At 47.7% G+C, this 23,274-nt stretch carries 22 protein-coding genes and 2 tRNA genes; 15 read left to right on the top strand and 9 right to left on the bottom strand.

What is annotated here, in order from left to right:
* The first annotated feature begins 5 nt into the window (after nt 1–5).
* A tRNA-Leu gene (locus tag ICV32_RS06780) sits at nt 6–95 on the top strand.
* Nucleotide 96: 1 nt separating this feature from the next.
* Here the strand turns inward: ICV32_RS06780 and ICV32_RS06775 are convergent.
* Nucleotides 97–855, bottom strand: coding sequence for a formylglycine-generating enzyme family protein (locus ICV32_RS06775; RefSeq protein WP_215369467.1), 759 nt, complete (start codon nt 853–855; stop codon nt 97–99).
* Nucleotides 856–944: 89 nt separating this feature from the next.
* Between ICV32_RS06775 and ICV32_RS06770 the strand changes: the two genes are divergently transcribed.
* Complete coding sequence (locus ICV32_RS06770; protein WP_215369465.1) at nt 945–1,541, top strand: phospholipase D family protein; 597 nt, start codon at nt 945–947, stop codon at nt 1,539–1,541.
* Here the strand turns inward: ICV32_RS06770 and ICV32_RS06765 are convergent.
* Genes ICV32_RS06765 through ICV32_RS06745 form a run of 5 tightly spaced genes read right to left on the bottom strand, consistent with a single transcriptional unit; the run spans nt 1,538 to nt 5,713 of the window.
* A complete protein-coding gene (locus tag ICV32_RS06765) occupies nt 1,538–1,954 on the bottom strand; it encodes a biopolymer transporter ExbD (RefSeq protein ID WP_215369464.1) in 417 nt (138 codons plus the stop codon). The two genes, ICV32_RS06770 and ICV32_RS06765, sit on opposite strands and share 4 nt — an antisense overlap.
* 2 nt (nt 1,955–1,956) lie before the next feature.
* Nucleotides 1,957–2,649 carry a MotA/TolQ/ExbB proton channel family protein gene (locus ICV32_RS06760; protein WP_215369463.1) on the bottom strand — a complete coding sequence of 231 codons (693 nt, stop codon included), beginning with the start codon at nt 2,647–2,649 and terminating at the stop codon, nt 1,957–1,959.
* Between the two features lies 1 nt (nt 2,650).
* On the bottom strand, nt 2,651–3,367 hold the full coding sequence (locus tag ICV32_RS06755) for an energy transducer TonB (RefSeq protein WP_215369462.1): 717 nt from the start codon (nt 3,365–3,367) through the stop codon (nt 2,651–2,653).
* Between the two features lie 2 nt (nt 3,368–3,369).
* Nucleotides 3,370–4,167 carry a glutamate racemase gene (gene murI, locus ICV32_RS06750; protein ID WP_215369461.1) on the bottom strand — a complete coding sequence of 266 codons (798 nt, stop codon included), beginning with the start codon at nt 4,165–4,167 and terminating at the stop codon, nt 3,370–3,372.
* Between the two features lie 22 nt (nt 4,168–4,189).
* A complete protein-coding gene (locus ICV32_RS06745) occupies nt 4,190–5,713 on the bottom strand; it encodes a fumarate hydratase (RefSeq protein ID WP_215369460.1) in 1,524 nt (507 codons plus the stop codon).
* Nucleotides 5,714–5,862: 149 nt separating this feature from the next.
* On the opposite strand from ICV32_RS06745, the gene acs reads away from it, so the two are divergent.
* From acs to ICV32_RS06725, 4 genes are all read left to right on the top strand, one after another.
* A complete protein-coding gene (gene acs, locus ICV32_RS06740) occupies nt 5,863–7,836 on the top strand; it encodes an acetate--CoA ligase (protein ID WP_215369459.1) in 1,974 nt (657 codons plus the stop codon).
* Nucleotides 7,837–7,894: 58 nt separating this feature from the next.
* Nucleotides 7,895–7,985 (top strand) — tRNA-Ser (locus tag ICV32_RS06735).
* Between the two features lie 47 nt (nt 7,986–8,032).
* A complete protein-coding gene (locus tag ICV32_RS06730; RefSeq protein WP_215369457.1) occupies nt 8,033–9,688 on the top strand; it encodes an acyl-CoA synthetase in 1,656 nt (551 codons plus the stop codon).
* 2 nt (nt 9,689–9,690) lie between these two features.
* Nucleotides 9,691–11,490: an acyl-CoA dehydrogenase gene (locus ICV32_RS06725; protein WP_215369455.1), complete on the top strand. Its 1,800-nt coding sequence runs from the start codon at nt 9,691–9,693 to the stop codon at nt 11,488–11,490.
* On the opposite strand, the gene ICV32_RS06720 is transcribed toward ICV32_RS06725, so the two are convergent.
* The 3 genes from ICV32_RS06720 to ICV32_RS06710 are packed head-to-tail and all read right to left on the bottom strand — an operon-like array spanning nt 11,476 to nt 14,431.
* On the bottom strand, nt 11,476–12,459 hold the full coding sequence (locus tag ICV32_RS06720; protein ID WP_251371824.1) for a phosphotransferase family protein: 984 nt from the start codon (nt 12,457–12,459) through the stop codon (nt 11,476–11,478). The two genes, ICV32_RS06725 and ICV32_RS06720, sit on opposite strands and share 15 nt — an antisense overlap.
* A 35-nt stretch (nt 12,460–12,494) precedes the next feature.
* The gene (locus ICV32_RS06715) at nt 12,495–13,271 is read right to left on the bottom strand and encodes an SDR family NAD(P)-dependent oxidoreductase (RefSeq protein ID WP_215369453.1); all 777 of its coding nucleotides are present in this window, start codon (nt 13,269–13,271) and stop codon (nt 12,495–12,497) included.
* Entirely contained in the window at nt 13,268–14,431 is a 1,164-nt protein-coding gene (locus ICV32_RS06710) for an acyl-CoA dehydrogenase family protein (protein ID WP_215369443.1), read from the bottom strand. The genes ICV32_RS06715 and ICV32_RS06710 overlap by 4 nt, the downstream gene beginning before the upstream one ends.
* A 136-nt stretch (nt 14,432–14,567) precedes the next feature.
* Between ICV32_RS06710 and ICV32_RS06705 the strand changes: the two genes are divergently transcribed.
* The 9 genes from ICV32_RS06705 to ICV32_RS06665 all read left to right on the top strand — a co-directional run bounded on the left by ICV32_RS06705 (nt 14,568) and on the right by ICV32_RS06665 (nt 23,124).
* On the top strand, nt 14,568–15,344 hold the full coding sequence (locus ICV32_RS06705; RefSeq protein WP_215369430.1) for an ABC transporter ATP-binding protein: 777 nt from the start codon (nt 14,568–14,570) through the stop codon (nt 15,342–15,344).
* A 5-nt stretch (nt 15,345–15,349) separates the two neighbouring features.
* Nucleotides 15,350–16,054, top strand: a complete 705-nt coding sequence (locus tag ICV32_RS06700) for an ABC transporter ATP-binding protein (RefSeq protein ID WP_215369427.1) — start codon at nt 15,350–15,352, stop codon at nt 16,052–16,054.
* A gap of 39 nt (nt 16,055–16,093) precedes the next feature.
* Nucleotides 16,094–17,308 (top strand): ABC transporter substrate-binding protein, encoded by a 1,215-nt coding sequence (locus ICV32_RS06695; protein ID WP_215369420.1) that lies wholly within the window; start codon nt 16,094–16,096, stop codon nt 17,306–17,308.
* Between the two features lie 18 nt (nt 17,309–17,326).
* Nucleotides 17,327–18,241, top strand: a complete 915-nt coding sequence (locus ICV32_RS06690; RefSeq protein WP_215369418.1) for a branched-chain amino acid ABC transporter permease — start codon at nt 17,327–17,329, stop codon at nt 18,239–18,241.
* Nucleotides 18,242–18,243: 2 nt separating this feature from the next.
* The gene (locus ICV32_RS06685; RefSeq protein ID WP_215369415.1) at nt 18,244–19,182 is read left to right on the top strand and encodes a branched-chain amino acid ABC transporter permease; all 939 of its coding nucleotides are present in this window, start codon (nt 18,244–18,246) and stop codon (nt 19,180–19,182) included.
* 64 nt (nt 19,183–19,246) lie between these two features.
* Complete coding sequence (locus ICV32_RS06680; RefSeq protein ID WP_215369413.1) at nt 19,247–19,726, top strand: hypothetical protein; 480 nt, start codon at nt 19,247–19,249, stop codon at nt 19,724–19,726.
* Nucleotides 19,727–19,736: 10 nt separating this feature from the next.
* On the top strand, nt 19,737–22,130 hold the full coding sequence (locus tag ICV32_RS06675) for a DUF748 domain-containing protein (RefSeq protein WP_215369410.1): 2,394 nt from the start codon (nt 19,737–19,739) through the stop codon (nt 22,128–22,130).
* Between the two features lie 72 nt (nt 22,131–22,202).
* A complete protein-coding gene (locus ICV32_RS06670; protein WP_215369402.1) occupies nt 22,203–22,901 on the top strand; it encodes a sulfite exporter TauE/SafE family protein in 699 nt (232 codons plus the stop codon).
* A gap of 16 nt (nt 22,902–22,917) precedes the next feature.
* A complete protein-coding gene (locus ICV32_RS06665; protein WP_215369400.1) occupies nt 22,918–23,124 on the top strand; it encodes a hypothetical protein in 207 nt (68 codons plus the stop codon).
* The last annotated feature ends 150 nt before the right edge of the window (nt 23,125–23,274 follow it).

The raw sequence follows: 23,274 nt of genomic DNA, 5'->3' as shown, positions 1-23,274 counted from the left end.
CGTTTGCCCGAGTGGTGAAATCGGTAGACACAGCAGATTTAAAATCTGCCGCTCATAAAAAGGGCGTGCCGGTTCGATTCCGGCCTCGGGCACCAGTTATGGATTGCGTACGCAGCGAAATCCGATGTAGACCACCACAGTATTTTCTGGCTTAGTGGCCACATTACCCTCCATTTGTTGCTCAGGACCATACCACCACGATGCCCCTCGGGTAATGCGCTCACTGTTAACTTTAGTTGACGTCCATTCCCATACATTGCCACCCATATCAAAGAGCCCATTGACCCCTGGCTGGGTAGTGCCGGCGGCCACATGGCCATCGCCACGCAGCAAACTTCCTGCCGGAGCCAAGCCTTTGTAGTTTCCGCATGCTGAACTTAAACAATGGGAAGCTTTGGGGGTGCTACCGTTTGGGTAGGGATAGCGTTGCCCTCGCTGAAAACCTGCCGGCGGGGATTTGCGTTGCTCTACGAATGCTGCCTCAACCCATTCTTTATCGGTGGGCAAGCGTTTTCCAAAGAATTCGCAGATCGATTGAGCCTCAAAGGCATTGAGGTGAACGGCTGGTTCATTATCTCCAGCTGCTACCCCGTATGGCGTTCGCCAGGTCCACCCAGGTTTTTTCACAAAACCTAATTCATAGGAGGTGCCACCCCCAGCCTTCTCCGCCGCACTTTGAAATCCAGTCGCAGCGGCATACCGTTTGACTTCGCCAATCGTCATCTCATATTGATCCCAAAGAACACCGTGCACCTCAAGGCTGGGAATGGTTGATTTCACTGACTGAGCTTGTAGATGAAAACTAAAGGTCAGGAGTGAAAATATGCAAATTTTGCTAATTGTGAGAATATTCATATAAGTTTGTTAACCTAGATTTTGATTAACAATCATTTTTGCTGAATTTCAATTCTTTTGCACAGTGAAATTAACGTGCAACCCGGCCCATGAATAAATCCATTCTTTTTCTTGTTAGCACGTTCTTCTTAGCGCAAAGCGTTTTGGCTAATCCTGAGCCATCTAAAACTAACCGAGAGATAGCAAAAGGCGATGCGCCTATGACTGCGGAGGTGCTTGCGGTCTTTTTTACGCCTCCGACCGGGGCGGCGCGCGGGTTAATTCGTTATCTAGATGGCGCCAAGAAAAGTATTCAGGTGATGGCCTATAGTTTTACTTATCTTGAGATCGCTGATGCGCTTGCTAGGGCAGCCAAACGGGGCGTGGATGTGCAGGTGATTCAGGATGGGCCAACGGCTGCGAATAATTTTGACGTGATCCCAGTTTTATTAAAAGGCGGCGTCTCGGTCCGGGGCAATAAAGCGCATCGTATTTTTCATCATAAGGTGATGATCATTGATGGCGATATTGTGGTGACTGGAAGTTATAACTTCACCAATAGTGCTGAGAAAAGCAATGCGGAGAATATGATTATTTTGCGCTCAACACCACTAGCGCAGCAGTATTACAAAAACTTCATCTCGCATTGGGAGCGCAGTTACCCAATTACTACGCCACCAGAGCGAAAGACAGCCAAACCTAATTAATCGGGCTCGGTCACAAATCCCAATTTCGTTAAGCCCGCGCGCCGTGATGCGGCGAGCACTTGAGCTACGGCATCGTAGCGCACGGATTTATCAGCCCGCAAGTTAATCTCAGGCTGTGGATCTTTCTTGGCCGCTTTATCTGCATATGCCGAGAAGGTAGCTAAATCGATCGGTGTGCTATTCCAAAAGATTTGGCCCTTGCCATCAATCGTTAATTGAACCGATTCAGGTTTTATCTCATTGCGAACGCTATTGGCTTTGGGCAGTTCGACCTTCACTGCTTGCTGGACCACGGGCAGGGTGATCATAAAAATAATCAGCAAAACTAACATGACATCCACCATCGGGGTCATGTTGATCTCGGCCATCAGGCCATCTTCGTGGTGATCGTTTGAGGGATTACTAAAGGACATGATTAATCTTTCTGGGCAACGCGTGCGCCAGTCACAAAGTAGGCCAAGAGATCATTGGCAAAGCGATTGAGGTCTGCAACCACTAAGCGATTCGAGCGATTAATGGTGTTATAGCCAAGCACGGCTGGAATCGCAACAGCGAGACCAAACGCGGTCATGATCAGTGCCTCACCAATGGGTCCGGCGACTTGATCAATCTGTGCACTACCAGAGCTACTAATTGCAATCAGGGCGTGATAGATCCCCCAGACCGTACCGAATAAACCGATAAATGGTGCAGTTGCACCAGTCGACGCTAAAAACGTTAATCCTTTTTGCAATTGAGCGGTTGAGGAGTCGACCCCATTTTTTAAACTACGCGCCATCCATTCGGAGTAGTTGAGCGTTTGAAAGAGTTCGCGATGGCTAGCGCTTTGGTTCTGATGATGAGCCGAAGCTTCATGACCAGTCCTTGCAACCATAAAAAAGGGATTCATTGCTTGATTGCTTAAGTGACTGAGTCCCTCATCAAAAGAGCGGGCTCGCCAAAAAGAATCCAGTTCACTTTTAAGGTGTTTGATATTGCGTAAGCCCCATAAGCGACTGATCAAAATCACCCAGGTCACAATCGACATCAACAAAAGTAAAAGAGCAACAAAGTGAGTGACGAAGTCCCCCTGGGTCCAAAGGTGGTGAAGGCCAAATGCATTGTTCATATTAGGGACTCTTTAGGTTGAATTTAATTAATAGATTAGTTGAGATTTTAGTGGGACTACCGTTGATGGTGTAGGGTTTAAATCGATACCGCTTCCCAATTTCCATCGCCGCCCGATCAAGCCTTGGGTAGGAACTCGACTGTAATAATCGCGCTTCCTCCACTTCACCAGACTCGCTAATGATGAGCCTGACCACCACTTCACCTTGTTCGCCCGCGCGCTTTGAGAATGAAGGGTAATACGGATCTGCGTCAGGCTGGTAGACCACTACTAATTTCCCAATATCCGTTTGGATGGGGGTGCCACTAATTCCACCTCCACCAGTAGGCGGGGCAACACTTGCATTTTGGTTACTTTCGCTGGGTTTGGCGGCCGCAGTTTCTGTCGGGGCTGCAGTCTTTTGTGCTGGCGTTGGATTTGGAGCGGGAGCAACGGATTTTTCTGGTTTTTTAGGTTCAGGTTTGGGTGTTGGTCTGGGTGCTTCAACTGCCGGCTTTGGGGCGGGGGGCGTCGCCGCCTTCGTTGGCGCCTGCGGAGCCTCTGGGGCCACGAGATTTGCCATCACCCGTTCATCATTTTGATAATCCGGTGGCTTTGGGCTTAAACCAAATTGAAAGGGAATAATTAAGGATAAATGCGCAAGAACCACCAGCGCGATGATGATGCCCTCATCCCGGGAGAAGGGGAGGCGCCATTGTCTGGAACTAGCAAGGACCATGCTCAAATCATCAATGATTGGTTGTTGATGCTGCGGAGTGACAGGGGAGTTTGCAATAAGCGCTCTGCCATCGCCTGTAATGTATCCCCATTCGCAGTGCTCAGCAAGTTTAATGACATGATCTCTGCCTCATTGGCTAGGCCATGCTGCTCAAGCTGCCGACCCAGTTGACGAACCACGGCATCGCTTGTATCCACGATGGTGATTGATGCGCCAATGAGCTCCCTAATATGATTTTTCAGAAAAGGGTAATGCGTGCAACCCAGAACCAGGGTATCTGCCTGTGCCTCCACGATACCTTGCAGATGCGTTTGCAATAAAGTGCGCATTGCTGGAGATTCGATTTCTCCATTTTCAATAAGTGGTACTAGGCCGGCGCCGGCTTGCTTAATAAAACGGCATTGACTTGGTAATGTCGCCAAGAGTGCATTGAACTTATCGCTATTGAGGGTTGCTTCAGTAGCGAGCACACCCACAACGCCATTCTGGGATTGCATCGCCGCTGGTTTGATACCAGGCTCTACGCCAATGACGGGTATCTGCAGCTCCGCGCGGATTTGGGCAATCGCTTCAGCAGTTGCGGTATTGCATGCCACCACAATCGCATCGCAACCATGCTCGACTAGGTAGCGGCACATGTGCAAGCTTCGATTAGCAATCCAAGAGGCTGATTTTTCTCCGTAGGGCGCGTTGGCAGAATCGGCTAAATAAATGTAGTGATGCAAAGGCAATTGCTTTAGCGCCTCATCCAAAATGGATAGACCACCAACCCCAGAATCAAATACACCGATCGTTGCCAACGTTGCTTACCAGTTTGATCCGTTAAGCGACGCTCACTGGAATTTTGCCAATCTTCATTTGCCACTCTTTAGGTCCAGTCTCATGCATGGAGATTCCTTTTGAGTCAACTGCTACAGTGACTGGCATGTCGACCACATCAAACTCGTAAATCGCTTCCATGCCTAAATCTTGGAATGCAACGACTTTGGCATGAGCAATTGCTTTGGATACGAGATAGGCTGCACCGCCGACTGCCATGAGATATGCGGAGCGATGTTTCTTGATTGACTCAATCGCCACCGGGCCGCGTTCGGCCTTACCAATCATTGCAATTAAGCCAGTTTGACCTAACATCGTCTCAGTAAATTTATCCATCCGGGTCGCAGTGGTTGGGCCTGCTGGACCAACTGCTTCACCACGCACTGGATCAACGGGCCCAACATAATAGATCACGCGATTTTTAAAACTCACAGGTAATGACTCGCCTTTAGCCAGCATGTCGGCAATGCGTTTGTGAGCTGCATCGCGACCCGTGAGGATCTTGCCATTGAGTAATAAGGTCTGACCGGGTTTCCAACTAGCTACTTCCTCGGGTGTCAACGCATTGACATCAATGCGTTTGGATTGTTTGGTGTCCGGTTGCCATGCGACGGCAGGCCAATCGTTCAACGACGGAATATCAAAATGAGCCGGGCCGCTACCATCAAGGTGAAAGTGGAGGTGTCGTGTGGCTGCACAGTTCGGAATCATCGCTACTGGTAATGAGGCGGCATGCGTGGGGTAGTCCATGATCTTGACATCGAGTACGGTTGCAAGACCACCAAGACCTTGAGCGCCGATCCCTAATTGGTTGACCTTTTCATAAATCTCAAGACGTAACTCGTCAATACGATTTTTGGGGCCACGCGCAATCAGCTCTTGAATATCAATCGGTGCCATCAACGATTCTTTAGCAAGCAAGGCAGCTTTCTCCGGCGTGCCACCGATTCCGATTCCAAGAATACCGGGAGGGCACCACCCAGCACCCATGGTAGGGACGGTCTTCATCACCCAATCCACAATGGAGTCCGATGGATTGAGCATCACCATCTTTGCTTTATTTTCAGAGCCACCACCTTTGGCAGCACAGATCACCTCAAGATCATTGCCTGGAACGATTTCATAATGAATGACCGCAGGCGTGTTATCGCCCGAGTTTTTGCGTTTACCTGCTGGGTCAAGTAATACAGAACCTCGCAGGGGATTGTCGGGATTCATGTACGCACGCCGCACACCCTCATTCACCATATCCGCAACACTCATGGTGGCACCACTCCAATTGATGTTCATGCCCACTTTGAGAAAGACCACCGCAATCCCGGTGTCCTGGCAGATCGGTCGTTTACCCTCCGCACACATTTTGCTGTTGGTCAGAATTTGGGCAATCGCATCCTTTGCTGCCGGGCCTTGTTCGAGCTCATAGGCACGTCCCATGGCTTGGATGAAATCCCGAGGATGGTAGTAGGAAATAAACTGAAAAGCGTCCGCAATGCTTTGAATCAGGTCGTCTTGGCGTATCGTAGGCATAGGAATATTTCAATAAGTGGAATGAAATAAGCATTTTAAGGGTTTGCCATAGGGCAAATCAGGACTTAATTCACTTATCGTCATATGAAACGATAGACCGATTGTTTGTTGTGTTGTCACTATAAGTTCGAAGAGAGGGTGTTATTCGTATGGAACCATTAATGCAAGAAAACCGGATTTTTAATCCGCCCGCTGATTTTGTAAAAAACGCCGCCATTTCAGGAATGGATGCTTACAAAAAGTTATGCGCAGAAGCAGAAAAAGATTACGAGGGATTTTGGGGGCGCCTAGCCAAAGAGAATCTCCATTGGAAGCAAGTGTTCACGAAAGTGCTTGATGAGTCCAAGGCACCTTTTTATAAATGGTTTGAAGATGGCACAACGAATGCCTCCTACAACTGCCTTGATCGTAATTTGCAAAATGGCAATGCCAATAAAACCGCCATCATTTTTGAGTCGGATGACGGTAAGGTAACAAAGGTTACGTATCAAGAGTTACACGATCGCGTTTGTCAATTAGCGAACGCGTTGCGTAAACGCGGTATTAAAAAGGGTGATCGCGTCATCATTTATATGCCGATGTCAGTCGAGGGCGTGATTGCCATGCAAGCCTGTGCTCGCATTGGCGCCACACACTCCGTGGTGTTTGGAGGCTTCTCCGCAAAATCCTTGCAAGAGCGCATTATTGATGCGGGTGCGGTTGCAGTAATCACCGCCGATGAGCAAATGCGCGGAGGTAAAGCATTGCCTCTGAAGACGATTGTCGATGAGGCCTTAGCGCTTGGCGGCTGCGAGATCATTAAAAACGTGATCATCTACAAGCGCACAGGCGGCAATATTCCCTTTAAGGCTGGCCTTGATTCATGGATGCACGAAGTGACTGCGAGCGAAGCAAAAACCTGTGATCCAGAATGGGTAAGCGCTGAGCATCCTTTATTTATTTTGTACACCTCCGGATCAACCGGTAAGCCAAAAGGTGTGCAGCATTCCACCGGCGGTTATCTGTTGTGGGCCATCCTCACGATGAAGTGGACCTTTGATATCAAGCCAAGCGATATCTTCTGGTGTACGGCGGATATTGGTTGGGTCACTGGACACTCCTACATTGCCTATGGACCATTGGCAGTGGGTGGTACACAAATCGTGTTTGAAGGTGTGCCCACCTTCCCGAATGCTGGCCGCTTTTGGGAGATGATTCAAAAACACAAAGCCACGATTTTCTATACGGCACCGACTGCAATTCGTTCTTTGATTAAGGCATCGAATACGGACCCTAGCGTTCATCCTAAAAATTACGATCTCAGTTCATTGCGTCTCTTGGGATCGGTGGGTGAGCCAATTAATCCCGAGGCATGGATGTGGTACTACGAGAACATCGGCGGCTCGCGTTGTCCGATTGCCGATACCTTCTGGCAAACCGAGACCGGTGGTCATATGATTAGCCCATTGCCTGGCGCAACTCCCATGGTTCCCGGTTCTTGCACCTTGCCATTGCCAGGCATTATGGCCGCGATTGTGGATGAGACTGGTAACGATATGCCCAATGGTCAGGGTGGCATCTTGGTGGTGAAGCGTCCTTGGCCATCGATGATTCGGACAATTTGGGGTGATCCCGATCGCTTTGTGAAAGCGTATTTCCCAGATGAGTTTGGTCGCAAACTTTACTTGGCAGGTGATGGTGCAATTCGGAACAAAGATACTGGCTACTTCACCATTACTGGCCGTATCGATGACGTTCTCAACGTGTCAGGCCATCGTATGGGCACCATGGAGATTGAATCGACCCTGGTTGCCAATCCGCTAGTCGCCGAAGCTGCTGTTGTAGGGCGCCCAGATGATATGACTGGCGAAGCAATTTGCGCTTTTGTGGTTCTTAAGGGTAAACGTCCCGAAGGGGAAGAGGCCAAGAAGATTGCGACTGAATTACGCAATTGGGTGGGCAAAGAAATTGGTCCGATTGCGAAACCGAAGGATGTGCGCTTTGGTGATAACTTGCCAAAGACCCGCTCTGGAAAGATTATGCGCAGACTCTTACGCGTGATTGCGAAGGGCGAGGATATTACGCAGGACACCTCGACGCTTGAGAACCCGGCAATCTTAGAGCAATTAAAGAAGTCACTGTAAGCTTGCAAAATCAACAGAAATCATTCAACACTCTTCGAACCGTATAATGAACGGTTTCGGAGAGGTGGATGAGCGGTTTAAGTCGCACGCCTGGAAAGCGTGTGTAGGTTAATAGCCTACCGCGGGTTCGAATCCCGCCCTCTCCGCCAATGAGTTCTTTGTTTGCATTCGATAATCCCAGAAAGAGGATTCCGAGATGAAATCTTCCATCTTCACCCAAGGGCTTGATAAAAACCCTGCGAATTACGTTGCTCAGTCTCCGCTGACCTTTATTGAACGTGCTGCATTGGTCTACCCACAAAGGCCAGCAGTGATTCATGGGAGTGTGACGCGCACCTGGTCAGAAACCTACGCGCGCTGCCGTCGGTTTGCTTCTGCGCTTACTCAGCACGGAATTCAACGTTTTGATACCGTCGCCGTGATGTTGCCAAATATTCCAGCGATGGTTGAGGCGCACTTTGCAATTCCGATGACCGGCGCAGTTCTATGCGCACTCAATACTCGTTTGGATGCGTCTGCTATTGCATTTATGCTTGAGCATGGCGAAGCCAAGGTCGTATTGATTGACCCTGAATTTTCTGGAGTGATGCAAGCCGCATTAGTAATTCTTCACGAGAAAAAGCTTCCATTACCGTATGTCATCGATGTAAGTGATGCTTTGTATTCGGGTTCCGGTAAAGCAATTGGTTCGATTGAATATGAGCAATTTATTGCCAAGGGAGATCCAGAGTTTTCATATCAACTCCCAAGCGATGAATGGGACTCCATCTGCCTGAACTACACCTCTGGCACAACGGGCAATCCAAAAGGTGTGGTGTACTCACATCGGGGCGCCTATACCAATGCGATCTCAAATATTTTGGAGTGGGACATGCCACGCCATCCTGTGTATTTATGGGTATTGCCATTATTTCATTGCAATGGTTGGTGTTTTCCATGGACTGTTGCCGCACGAGCAGGCATTAATGTCTGCTTACGTAAAGTCGACGCGAAGCAGATATTTGATGCGATTCGCGAACACCAAGTGACCCATTATTGTGGTGCGCCGATTGTTCATAACATGCTCATTAATGCCCCCGATGATTTAAAAGAAAGGATTGCCCATCGTGTGAGCGCTATGGTTGCCGGTGCAGCACCGCCAGCAGCCATGATTGAGGGCATGGAAAAGATGGGGTTTGATATTACCCATGTATATGGTTTAACTGAGACTTATGGTCCCGCTTCAGTGTGTGTCAAGCATGATGATTGGACCTCGGTGGATGTGGGAGAGCGCGCTCGATTAAATGCGCGACAAGGTGTTCGGTATCACTTGCAACATGCCGCTTTAGTGATGGATCCCGAAACGATGCAACCCGTCCCAGCCGATGGCGAGACAATGGGCGAAATTATGTTTCGGGGCAATATCGCGATGAAAGGTTATCTGAAGAATGAAAAAGCAACGCAAGAAGCGTTTGCAGGAGGGTGGTTTCATTCGGGCGACCTAGCCGTCATGTATCCCGATGGGTACATCAAAATTAAGGACCGTAGTAAAGACATCATCATTTCTGGTGGAGAAAATATCTCCAGCATTGAGGTTGAAGATGTGTTGTACCGGCACCCTGCAGTTTTAGCTGCAGCGGTCGTTGCAAAACCGGATTCAAAGTGGGGCGAGACTCCATGCGCATTCATTGAACTGAAGGCCGGTGCGAATCCCACCCCAGAAGAAATTCTGGAGCATTGCAAAAAACACCTCGCTGGTTTTAAGGTGCCTCGTGCAGTGGTCTTTGGTGAGATACCTAAAACAGCAACTGGAAAGATTCAGAAATTTGAATTGCGTAAGCGCGCCGGTTCAGCCACAGCCATTGATGTTTAATTATGCCGGTTGACTATCGCGCCCCGCTGGCTGATATGCACTTTATTGTGCATCAGCTCATCCCGCTCTCCAGAATTCAGGCCTTACCAGGCTATGAAGAAGTGGATGATGATTTAGTCAATACGATTTTGGAGGAAGCCTCTAAGTTTGCGAATCAGGTCTTAAGCCCCATCAATTGGACGGGCGATCAAGAGGGCTGTATCTTGGAGCATGCCGTTGTGAAAACTCCAAGTGGGTTTAAGGATGCCTATCAGCAATATATCGAAGCGGGATGGATTTCTTTAGCAGCAAATCCTAATTTTGGAGGGCAGGGTTTGCCTGCATCGCTCGCTACCCCCGTCAATGAGATGTGGCACTCTGCCAATATGGCATTCATGCTATGCCCCATGCTGACCGCGGGTGCTATTGAGGCGATTGAGCACCATGCAACTGCAAATCAGCAATCAATTTATTTGCCAAAATTGATTTCGGGTGAGTGGGCGGGTACGATGAACTTAACCGAGCCAGCAGCCGGATCGGATTTGTCAGCCGTTAGTACCAAAGCGATCCCCAATGGCGATCACTATTTAATTACCGGTACCAAAATCTTTATTACCTATGGTGAGCATGACCTTACTGAAAATATCGTGCATTTGGTATTGGCACGTTTGCCAAATGCACCGGCTGGCGTAAAAGGAATTTCTCTATTTATCGTACCTAAGTTCTTGGTGAATGCCGATGGTAGCTTGGGTCCACGCAATGATGTGCAGTGTGCTTCGATTGAACATAAGCTTGGGATACACGCAAGCCCCACCGCAGTAATGTCTTTTGGGGAAGCTGGCGGAGCAATCGGTTATTTGGTGGGCGAGGAAAACCGTGGCTTGGAATATATGTTCACGATGATGAACAATGCGCGTCTAGCGGTTGGTCTTGAAGGTGTTGCAGTTGCCGAGCGTGCGTATCAGCAGGCTGCCGAATATGCCAAAGAGCGCGTACAGGGTAAGGTCCCTCAAAAGAGCGGCAAATTACCGATCTTGCATCATGCTGACGTCCAGCGGATGCTCATGCTGATGAAAACCCAAACCGAGGCCATGCGAGCCTTGGCCTACATTGCGGCGGCTGAAGTGGATTTTGCTCAAAAGCATCCTGATGAGGCGATTCGCCAAAGTAGCCAACGTCGTGTTGATTTTTTAACCCCCATTGTTAAAGCCTGGTCTACGGAGCAAGCGATTGAAATTGCGTCCTTGGGAGTGCAAGTGCATGGTGGGATGGGTTATATCGAAGAGACGGGTGCTGCTCAACATTTACGCGATGCGCGCATCACTACCATTTATGAGGGAACAACTGGCATTCAGGCTGGCGATTTGCTTGGACGAAAAATTATTCGCGATGATGGTGTCGAGGCACGAAAACTAATTGCAGAGATTGAGGCTGAAGCACAAGCGTGTCAAAACCATACCGATCCTGATCTCCAGTTAATCGGCCACGAATTGCATAAGGCGACTCAAGCACTCGCTAAGGCCCTAAATTGGCTGCTCACTGCGCACAATGATCAACCGCAAGCCACCTTGGCAGGTGCGTACCCATTATTGCGTTCGTTTGGCATTCTTTGTGGTGGCTGGCTCTTAGCAAAATCAGCCTTAATCGTGAATAGCCCAAGTTATTCTGGTCAAAATGGATTTGCATCCCAGAAAAAAGCGAGTGCTATTTTTTATACCCATGAAGTGTTGCCACACGTCGCAGGGCTTGTGCAAACAATTTGTGCTGGCGCTGATGTTGCAAAAGCCATGAACGATGGCTTGGCCGATTTAATGAATCCCTAAGCCCTGTAAACCAATTTCAGCTAAAAGCCCCGCTTTTTTACCATTCTCAGCGGCATCTTGGGCGCTGGCATTACCGTCCACGGCGCGTTGCGCAACGCCATGCAAGATGGCTGCAATCCGAAAAAAGTTATATGCCATATAAAAGTTCCAATCCGCATTAGCATTGCGTCCGGTACGCACTTCATACGCTTTGATGTAATCTTCTTCAGACGGAATCCCAAGATACTGCAGGTCAAGGCCACCAATGCCGCGCCATAAAGCGGGAGGGATTCTCCAGGCCATGCATTGATAGGAAAGGTCTGCCAGCGGATGACCCAAGGTTGAGAGCTCCCAATCGAGCACACCCATGATCGTGTGATCCTTAGGATGGAACACGAGGTTATCTAGACGAAAGTCACCGTGTACGAGGGTGGTTTCATCATCGCTCGGAATGTGATGAGGAAGCCATTCAATGAGTTGTGCCAGGGCGCTTGGTATTGGAATAGTGGTTTCCTGCACTTGCTTTGACCAACGACTTACCTGCCTCGCAAAATAATTACCGGGTTTGCCAAAACTCTCCAAACCAATTTGGCGGTAATCCAATTGATGAATCGCAGCCAGCACTCGATTCATTTCGTCGTAGATCGCTCCCCGCTCGATAGAACTCATTTGCGGAAGCGATTGATCATGAAATACCTGCCCAGCTAGATAAGACATTAAATAGAAAGGGGTGCCAATCAGTGACTCATCCTCACACAGCGCGAGCATTTTGGGAACTGGTACAGCGGTTGATGCTAGGGCACTCATGACGCGGTATTCCCGTTCAATCGCGTGGGCGGAGGGCAATAGCTTGCCAGAGGGTTTTTTACGCAGCACCACGCAGTCGGAGCCACACCTAATTTTGTAGGTTGGGTTGGATTGACCGCCAACAAGTGATTCAATTTCGATCGAACGGGTATCTAAACCAAGTTGACCAAGATAAGTACGCAACCGAGGATGATTGATCGACTGATCCACAATCTACCTTACAAGGAGCTAACTAAATGGGCTCCATCGACAACTAGGGTGCTGCCTGACATCCCCTGACCAGCTGCTGAGGCAAGAAGCAAAATAGGGCCATCCAAATCTTCTGGTTCGTTAAAGCGTCGACTAGGAATACGCATGCGTAGCTTCTCGCCCAACTCACTTTGCAAAAATTCTCGGTTGAGATCGGTGATCACGTAACCTGGCAGGATGGCATTTACCCGAATTTGATAACGGGCGAGCTCAAGCGCCATCGTTTTGGTCACTTGGATAACCCCCGCTTTAGAGATGGCATATGGGGCAACCCCATTAATTTGGCGTTCCCCAAGAATGGATGCCATATTAATAATGGAGCCTGCAGTCTTTGTAGCTACCATCGTGCGTGCCGCTTCAGTAGCTACTAGCCAGACCCCTTTTAGGTTGGTATCCACAACCCTATCCCAATCCGCTTCAGTTTGCTCTAACAAACTCTTGGTGACAGAAACGCCTGCATTATTAATCACGATGGTTGGCCGTGCCCACGAAGTGATTTGCGTGAAGCATTGCGTCACACTGGACTGCTGGGTCACATCCAAGTGAAAAGCTTTGGCATGACCTCCAGCGCTGACAATCTCCTTTGCCAATAATTCAAGCTCTTTTATATTGCGAGAGGCGAGAGCGACTTTAGCACCAGCGTTTGCTAATAAAAGACTGCAGTGTCGGCCAATGCCACTTGATGCACCCGTCACCACGGCCACTTGTCCGTCGAGACGAAAACGTTCAGTGGGCGATGAGCTCATCGTGTTTGATCAAGTAATTTACGAGCCATGCTCCAACGGTGAACTTCACTGGGACCATCGTAGATCCGAAAAGCACGCATATCGGTAAAGATTCGCATCACGGCCGACTCGCCAGTTACACCTTGACCGCCCATTATTTGCACACAACGATCAACTACGCGCCACTGCGCTTCAGAACAAACAACTTTTGCCCGACTGGATTCGTAATTGCATTTTTGTCCCTGATCCAATAGCCAAGCAGTATGCAAAATATGTAAGCGCGCAGTTTGTAAATCCATATCGTTATCCGCCAACATGAATCCAACCCCTTCGTGATCCCCTAAACGTTGTCCAAAGGCTTGGCGTTTTTGGGCATAGGCAAGAGCAATATCATGGGCACGACGGGCTTGACCTAACCAGCGCATGCAATGCGTGAGTCGTGCAGGCGCTAAGCGAACTTGGGCATACCGAAATCCCTTACCGAGTTCACCTAAGATCTGATCGGCGGGGATGCGCAAATTAGTAAAGCGCAAAACACTATGACCGCCAGCAAAGCATTGATCCATAGATTCCATATTGCGCTCAATCTCAATGCCGGGCGCATTCATATCGGATAAAAACATGGTTGCCTGATTATCTTCAGTACGCGCCATGATGATGACGTAATCCGAGCCATCAGCACCGGTAATAAACCATTTACGTCCGTTAATCACATAGTCATTGCCGTCTCGAGTCGCTGTGGTTAATAACATGGATGGGTCCGAGCCAGCTCCGGGTGCAGGCTCGGTCATGGCAAAGCAGGAGCGCAGTTTTCCTTGCACTTGAGGGAGCAACCACCGCGCTTGTTGAGCGGGACTGGCCACCTGTTCCATCAAATGAATGTTGCCTTCGTCGGGTGCATGAATGTTCATTGCAATAGGTCCGAGGCGCGAGTAGCCAGCCTCTTCAAAAACAATGGCTTTAGCGACATGACTTAAACCTAAGCCGCCATGCTTAATGGACGCATGGGGAGTTAGTAGACCAGCCGCTTTAGCTAATGCAATTAATTCTTGGCGTAACTCGGGGGTGGGGCCATGTGCCGTTTCTCGGGCATCGCCCTCAAAAGGGATCACTTTTTGAGTAATAAAGTCTCGGGTTTTATCCCGAAGAGCAATGAACTCAGGGGTGAGATTAAAGTACATGACCCATTGTAATCCGAGCGATTTGGCCTAACCCATTGATTTTTGCCAAACAAAGCAGCCTTGATTAGGGTTTTCGCTATACAGGGCAATACGTTGATCCACTATTCTTAGTCAATTCAGGCTTCTAGGATCGTTTATGCAGGATGTAGATGGTTTCATTTTGACCACAGCGCACTTAACCAAATCATTTTTTGGATTTACTGCAGTTCATGATGTCAATTTGAATGTGAAACGCGGCAGCATTCATGCATTAATCGGTCCGAATGGAGCGGGGAAGACCACCTGCTTTAATTTGCTAACAAAATTCTTAGAACCCACTAAGGGCAGCATTACGTTTAATGGTCAAGACATTACCAAAGAGAAACCTGCGCAAATTGCGAAGCGCGGCATTATTCGTTCCTTTCAAATCTCTGCAGTCTTTCCCCATATGACTGCCTTAGAAAATGTGCGTATTGGTTTGCAGCAACAGCTTGGCACCTCTTTTTATTTTTGGAAAAGCGAACGCTCATTGGATGTTCTAAACGATCGTGCGATGGATGCATTACGCCAAGTGGGCCTCGACCGCTTTGCTGATGAGTTGGCGGTCAATCTTCCGTATGGCCGCAAGCGCGCTTTAGAAATTGCCGCAACCGTTGCCATGAACCCCGAACTCATGTTGCTTGATGAGCCAACTCAAGGAATGGGTCATGAAGATGTTAATTTGGTCACCGAGTTAATTAAGCAGGTTGCAAAAGGCCGGACGGTATTAATGGTAGAGCACAACATGAAAGTAGTTGCGAACATCGCACATACGATTTCCGTACTGCAACGTGGTGAGGTAATTGCGGAGGGCCCCTATGAGCAAGTATCTAGAAATCCACAGGTCATGGAGGCATACATGGGTACTGCCGATACTGAGTTGCAAGGTCACTAAATACCATGAGCGCCGCACTTGAAATTCATGATCTCAATGCTTGGTATGGCGAGTCCCACGTCTTGCATGGCATTAATCTAACGGTTCATCCTGGCGAGGTGGTTTGTTTATTAGGTCGCAACGGCGCTGGCCGCACGACGACTTTAAGGGCGATCTTGGGCCTTGTTGGTCAGCGCACTGGTTCGATCCAGGTCAATGGGCAAGAGGTGATCGGGATGCCAACCTATCGCGTGGCAAAGCTCGGTATCGGTTATTGCCCTGAAGAGCGCGGTATTTTTACTAGCTTGACCTGTGAGCAAAATTTAATGCTGCCGCCCAAAGTTGGCAAGGGTATGGCGATGAGCGTTGACGATATTTATGCGATGTTTCCGAACCTCTATGAGCGGCGCTCAAGTCCTGGCGGCAAACTCTCCGGTGGCGAGCAACAGATGCTGGCGATTGCCCGCATTTTGCGAACGGGAGCTAACTTACTGCTTCTCGATGAGATTACCGAAGGTCTTGCGCCAGTCATTATTCAGAAACTAAGCGAGGTTGTAAAAGTATTAAAAGAACGTGGATTTACGATTGTGTTGGTTGAACAAAATTTTCGATTTGCCTCAAAGCTCGCTGATAGAAACTATGTGATTGAGCATGGGCAAGTTGTAAAAATGGTGGAGAGACATCAACTCGAAGCTAGTCAAGAGGAGCTCAAGATTCTGTTGGGTGTTTAGTTGTGAAAAGGTGGTAAAAGTTTAAAAGGAGAAGTTCAAATGAAAAAAACTGCAATCGCTGCGCTCGTATCCGCTGCCTTTTTGACAGCGGCTATTCCTGCAAAAGCACAAACCGTCTCGGATAACGAGATTCGTATCGGGGTATTAACAGACCTTTCTGGTATCTATTCTGCGATTGAGGGACCTGGCGCCGTACTTGCCGCTCAAATGGCTGCTCGTGACTTTGGTGGTCAAGTATTGGGCCGCAAAATCGTGATTACCTCTGCAGATACTCAGTCCAAAGCTGATTTATCTGGTTCAAAAGCCCGCGAGATGTTTGAGAAAGATAAGGTCGACATGATCGTCGGTAACGTTTCGACCGCTTCAGCCTTAGCTGCGATGGAGGTAGCTGAGCAATTTAAACGCGTATCGATTGTGACTGGCGCGGCTTCATTGCCCATTACCAATGAGAAATGTACGCCATACAGTATTCACTACGTGTATGACACCTATGCGCTCTCACGCGGTACTGGTAAGGCAGTGGTGGACTCTGGAAAGAAGACATGGTTCTTTGTTACTGCCGACTATGCCTTTGGACATACATTAGAGCGTGACACAACTGAGGTGGTACTAGCCAACGGTGGAAAAGTATTGGGTAGTGTGAAGCACCCAATTAATACCCAAGATTTTTCATCATTCATGGCTCAGGCACAATCCTCGAAGGCTGAAGTGATTGGTTTAGCCAATGCCGGTGGTGACACGATCGGATCGATTAAACAAGCCGCTGAGCTAGGCATTATGGGTTCGAAGCAAACCGTTGTGCCCCTGCTCATGTTTATTAGTGATATTCAAGCGTTGGGATTAAAAACAACCCAAGGCATGAACTTTACTGTAGGCTGGTACTGGGACTTTAATGACTCCAATCGCAAGTTTGCTGAGCGCTTCATGAAAGAGTTCAAAGGCAAAGCACCAACCTCGGTTCAAGCGGGTGTTTATTCAGCCACGATGCAATATCTGAAAGCTATTGAAGTCACTAAAACCGATAATTCGGATGCGGTCATGAAGCAAATGAAGTCGGTTGAGATTAACGACGGTTTATTCAAGGGCAGGATTCGTGCTGATGGTAAGTTTGAACACGATATGTACTTGCTTGAAGTGAAGAAGCCAAATGAGTCGAAGGGACCCAATGATGTAGCAAAAGTTGTTAAAGTAATTGCTGCAAAAGATGCAACGTTGCCCTTGGCTCAATCGAAGTGCAAATACGTTACTAAGTAATCAAAGGTGAATTGATTCATGTTTGAGCTTCTTGGGATTACACCGCAAGCCTTAGTCTCGCAACTATTGATTGGTTTAATCAATGGTTCGTTTTATGCATTACTAAGTCTAGGTCTTGCAGTCATCTTTGGACTTCTCAATGTGATTAATTTCACCCATGGAGCTCAATATATGTTGGGCGCCATGCTGACTTGGATCGGCTTAACTCAAGTGGGTCAGTGGATTGGAATGCCAGAGTTTGAGGTTAATTATTTTGTGGCTTTGATTCTGGCGCCACTGATCGTAGGACTTTTTAGCATCGTGATTGAAAAAACGATGCTAAAGCGTCTTTATCACCTTGATCATTTGTATGGGCTCTTACTGACCTTTGGTTTGGCTTTGGTCATTGAGGGTTTATTTCGACATTGGTACGGCGTATTAGGAAATAGTTATCCGGTGCCTGATGTCCTAAAAGGCGGTATCCGGGTGGCTGAACTATTCTTGCCGTATTACCGACTGTGGGTGGTGTTCTTAGCTTTAATCGTTTGCTTTGCAACTTGGTATTTCATTGAACGTACAAGCTTGGGTAGCCTATTGCGAGCAGGCACAGAAAACCCACGTCTTTTGCAAGCGCTTGGTGTGAACGTACCGCTGATCGTGACGCTTACCTATGGGGCGGGTTGCGCTTTAGCGGCATTTGCGGGTGTGATGGCAGCCCCGGTTTATCAAGTTACCGCAGTGATGGGATCGAATCTGATCATTGTCGTCTTTGCCGTAGTGGTGATTGGCGGTATGGGCTCGATTGCGGGTGCCATTGTGACTGGTCTTGGTCTGGGGATTGTGGAGGGACTAACAAAGGTTTTCTACCCCCAAGCTTCATCCGTATCAATCTTCATCATCATGATCATTGTGCTCTTAATAAAACCCGCAGGCTTATTTGGTAAGTCGAATTAATCATGAAGCCAACGCTATCCCCACTCGACAAGATTTCAATCGTCATCATTGCTTTCTTGGCAATCGTACCTTTTCAGGGCATTGTCTACGATCTGTTCATGATGAAAGTCTTTTGTTTTGCTATCTTTGCAGCTTCTCTTAATTTGTTACTGGGTTACGCGGGCCTCCTGTCGTTTGGTCATGCGGCATTCTTTGGAACGGGTGCTTACATTACAGCGTACGTGATGAAGGAGTGGGGCTTTACACCTGAATTAGGCCTCATCATGGGAGTGCTTTGCTCAACTGCTTTGGGATATATCTTTGGGGCCTTGGCAATTCGTCGCCAAGGAATTTACTTTGCAATGATTACTTTAGCGTTGGCACAAGTAATCTATTTCTTGGCAACTCAAGTACCCTTTACCAATGGTGAAGATGGCATCCAAGGGGTACCCAGAGGAAAGTTCTTGGGTTTGATTGATCTTTCAACCTCCACCCCGATGTATTACTTTGCCTTGGTCGTATTTGTTATCGCATTCTTTCTGATTAAGCGCATTGTTAGTTCCCCGTTTGGCCAGGTCTTGAAATCCATTCGCGAGAATGAACCGCGAGCCATTTCCCTTGGATACGATGTAAATCGGTATAAATTAATTGCATTTACCTTATCGGCCGGTTTAGCAGGATTAGGCGGTGGATTAAAAAGCTTAGTACTGCAATTAGCATCCTTATCTGATGTCTTTTGGCACACGTCTGGTGAGGCAGTGTTGATGACTATTTTGGGCGGCATTGGAACATTGTGGGGACCTGTTGCAGGCGCTGCTGTCATCATCAATCTGCAAAATTACTTAGCCAACTTAGGCGGGTGGAGCACAATCACTACCGGAGCAATTTTTGTGGTCTGCGTTCTTGCATTCAGACGAGGAATTATTGGAGAAATTGCGTATCGTCTCAAGATTAAGTTGTAGTCATTTTTTTTGACACATTACATTCAATGGTTTCGGTCATTATTGTTCTATGAATAACCTTGACATGCATTCCAAATTTAGCGCTGAACTTAAGAAAATTTTCATTCTTTTTATTTACTTTGCAATCTGGTTTTCTGCACTCTCGTTTTTAAGTTACTCCATCTTGCGGCACGATGGAATTCCTTATGCACCGCTTAGTTTCGCCTTGATCAAAGCTTTTTTGTGTGCCAAGTTTATGCTTATGGGTCAGGCACTTTATCCGATCGAGAGTAGGCGCGATAAGCCACTGATTGGACAGATCCTACTTCGCTCGATTGTCTACCTAGGTATCGTTATTTTGTTGAGTGCTCTCGAATCCGGTTTGGATGGTTGGATCCACCACCGAGGATTTATTAGCTCATTAGCTAATTTTGGAAATGGTGACCCGATTCATATACTGGCACTCAGTTTGATTTATTGGTTAATCGTATTGCCTTACCTCACATTTATGAGCTTGCAATCGGTCATTGGGTCGCCGGAGATGAAAAAGATTTTTTGGGGCTAATTACAAATTGATGCGATTGCCCAGTAATCGACCCCTTCGCATCGCACTCATATCGGGCGTGGTACTGGCAATCTTGGCCAGTCTATTTTGGTTGATTGGTGTCACTTGGGCGCCCACGTGGATCAAAAAGCAAATTGAGGGATACAGCCAGCAACTGGGCTATTCAATTCAGATTCAATCGATTGATGTCAAACCCTTTCAATTAGCGGTTCAGGTACAAGGCTTACGCCTTGACCAGATTCAAGGCAAGCAACTATTTGGCTTAGATACTGGCTTAATTCGCTTGCGCTGGAGCAAATTAATTACTGGAGAGTTGGGGGTCCAGGATCTCCAGCTAACGAATCCATCGATTTTGCTTGAGCGTGCAGCAGGCGCTGGATCGAAGTGGAACTGGATGCAACTGATTGAGACAATCAATACACAAAAGCCACCATCGACTGAGGCCAAACCGAAGGCAATCAAAGTATCGGTCGATCGTCTAGCAATTCAAGGGGCACGTCTTCAATTTCGCGATGGGCAAACTAAGTTTGCGGATGACTTGGGGCCATTTTCCCTCAATCTTCGGCAACTCAGTAATTATCGACAGGCATCCGATGAGCCTGGGGTTGAAGGGTTGTATGAGCTCGATCTCGGTAAAGTCGATTTACTGATTCCGTCGCTCAATAAGATGGTGGTTTTTGAAAAGGTTCAAGCATCAGGAGGAGTTAGCAGTCCAGAATCCGATCAGCTTGAGGCAAAGTTAAATCTCAAACTTGATGCGGGTTTATTGGATTTCCTTTTTCATCTGGAGCCTAAACAAAATTTAATCAAGATCGATGTGGCCATCGATAACCTGTCTGTTGCCCCGATGATTACTTTGTTACCAGCCAATAATCCATTGCAAACGAACTCGGGCGTGATGGCTGGAAAATTGCAATATCAAACTCGCCAAGGCTTATGGTCAACCAGCGGTGATTTAAGTCTCAAGAATTTTGAAATTACGGAAGGTAAGCCCAGGCAAGCCTTTATGAAGTGGCACCAAGCCGATTTCAAGCAAATTGATCTTCGTCGGTTGGCGAGTGGTAAAACATCACTCACGATTGATGAGATTCAGTTTGATCAGCCGGACTTTAAGTATGACCTTGATGAGCAAGGGTTCTCTAACATTCGTCGAATGTTTGCTAAGCCAGTTTCAACCACAACACCATCTACGGGTCCGGTTGAGGAGAAATCAGCCAATTTTGAACTTGATATTAAGGCACTTAAATTACGAAACGGCATCGTGCATTTTGCTGATTTGGGGGTGGTGCCGCAGTTACAAACGGATATTCGTAAGCTAAATGGTTCTTTACTTGGCGTGAGTAACGTTCCAGGCCGTTACGCTGCGATTGCTCTTGATGGCTTGATTGCCGATCGCGGCAGCTTTCGGGCAAAAGGTCAGGCAGCGTTTGATGACCCCCGACGTAACCATGACGTGTTGTTTGAGTTTAAAAATGTTCCTTTGAAAACTGCTAATGCCTATTTCATGAAATACGCTGGGTATCCGATTCAAGATGGGCGTTTAGATCTCATGTTGAACTACAAGGCAAAAGACGCTGAACTGGTTGGTCAGAATCGATTTGTGATCAAAGATATCGAACTTGGGGAAGAGGTGCCTAATTTTCAGGGTCGGCGCTTACCATTGCGCTTAGCCATTGCCTTATTAGAAGACTCCGATAACGTAATTGATATTTCCTTGGGGATTAAGGGAAACGTAGATTCTCCCGAGTTCTCGGCGACCGGCCTCGTTTGGCAAGCGATTCGAACGGTTCTAACGAATATTGTTACCGCACCGTTTCGCGCATTGGCATCCTTATTGGGGCTTCAAAGTGATGCACCAATTCATGCAGTATTGGGGGAGAGCTCTTATCTGCCGGTTGATCAAGAGAAGCTCGATAAATTAGCGGGTGTTTTAGTAAAACGCCCCAATGCCACGATTGAGTTTGTTGGCGTTTATGACCCGAGTGCCGATAAGGCAGCCTTAGCAAGGGCGCGTGCTGATCGCGCTATTTTGAATGCTGCTGGATTTAAATTAAGCCCTCAGGAACCCCTTCCTATACCGAGTCTTTCCGACCCTCGGGTGCAAGCCGGAGTAAGGTCAGCCTATGGGCAACAAGTCGGCCGAATTCAGTTGGCACAGCGTTTGATTTCCCTGCCAGACAACGAGGCCCGCTATCAGCAACTTCGCAATGAGCTCATTCAAAGTTATACCATTAGCGAAGCGGAGCTAATGCAGTTGGCAAGCGCAAGAGCTAATCGCGCAAAAGAGTTGATGGTTGCTCAGCAGCCTAACTTAGCAGAACGAATTACCATAGGAACATCCAAGGCGGGCGGTGCCGATCAAGACGGCATACCGTTGGGTGTTTCCTTGGGTAGTAAAAAATAACACGAACAAAGAATATTTATTTTTGAGTTAATTAGCCCCGTCTCATTTATTGCCGCCTGCACGATTGTGTTGGTGGCGTATTTCATTTTTGGGGTGACCGGATTTGGATCATCGATTATTTCAGTACCGGTGCTGGTGTTATTTTTCCCCCTGCAGGTTGTAGTACCGATTATGGTGATATTGGATCTGTGTGCGGCATTCTATTTGGGTACAAAGTCTTTTGATGCGGCGGATAAGAGGGAGCTCTCTTGGTTGCTGCCATTTAGTTTCATTGGCATGGTCATTGGTATCACCTTGCTCTTGAAGGCACCGCCCGAGCCTTTACTAATTACCTTGGGTGCCTTTGCAGCGTTTAATGGAATTCGCGTTTTGATTAAGAAAAAATCTGCCCCCATCCAAACCATTTCACAGTATTGGTCCATTCCTTTTGGTGTAGCAGGGGGGATTTTTACGGCATTGTTTGCTACAGGTGGACCGATTTATGCATCCTACTTAGCAATGCGCTTTAACGAGCCCAATACATTGCGCGCAACCATGGCATTTGCCATTCTGATCTTCGTGTTCTTGCGTTTAGTCTTCATGTTGGTAACGGGCCTGATATTGAACTGGGAGGTCTTGGGTCTTGCATTGTTTTTGGTACCCTGCATGGTAATTGGTCTATGGATCGGATCAAAAACTCATCGACTCTTGAGTATTCATCATATGCAATTGGCGTATGGCAGTATTTTGCTATTTGCAGGATCGGTCCTGTTAATTAAGCAACTGGTTTAGGTGATAGACTCAAACGATGACAACAAAAATGATGATTGCTGGATTGGTCTTTGCCAGTGCTTTTGGCTTATCAGCTTGTGGCACGGTGCAGTCCGCTGCACAAGCGGATTGCACGGCAGTGGGGTTGCGGGTTGGAACCCCCGACTATGAGGCCTGTTTTAAAGCCCGTGTCCGCGAGAGGGAAATGGATTACAGCAATACCTTTTTGCCCAGTTCCAATTAATCTAGCTTGGTAGAAACTGGTCTGTGTGTCCAACTTCAGGGTTAACCCTGATTCGAGAGATCTTGAGCCATATCAATTACTTACAGGGGTAGATCAATTACATTGATTTCAACCACTAAATGGCCATGCAGTACGACCTTTTAAATAACT

The organism is Polynucleobacter sp. MWH-UH24A, from assembly GCF_018687475.1.
Taxonomy (GTDB): Bacteria; Pseudomonadota; Gammaproteobacteria; order Burkholderiales; family Burkholderiaceae; genus Polynucleobacter.
Note: the sequence above shows the minus strand (reverse complement) of the source record. Positions and strands in the feature narration are given on the sequence as shown.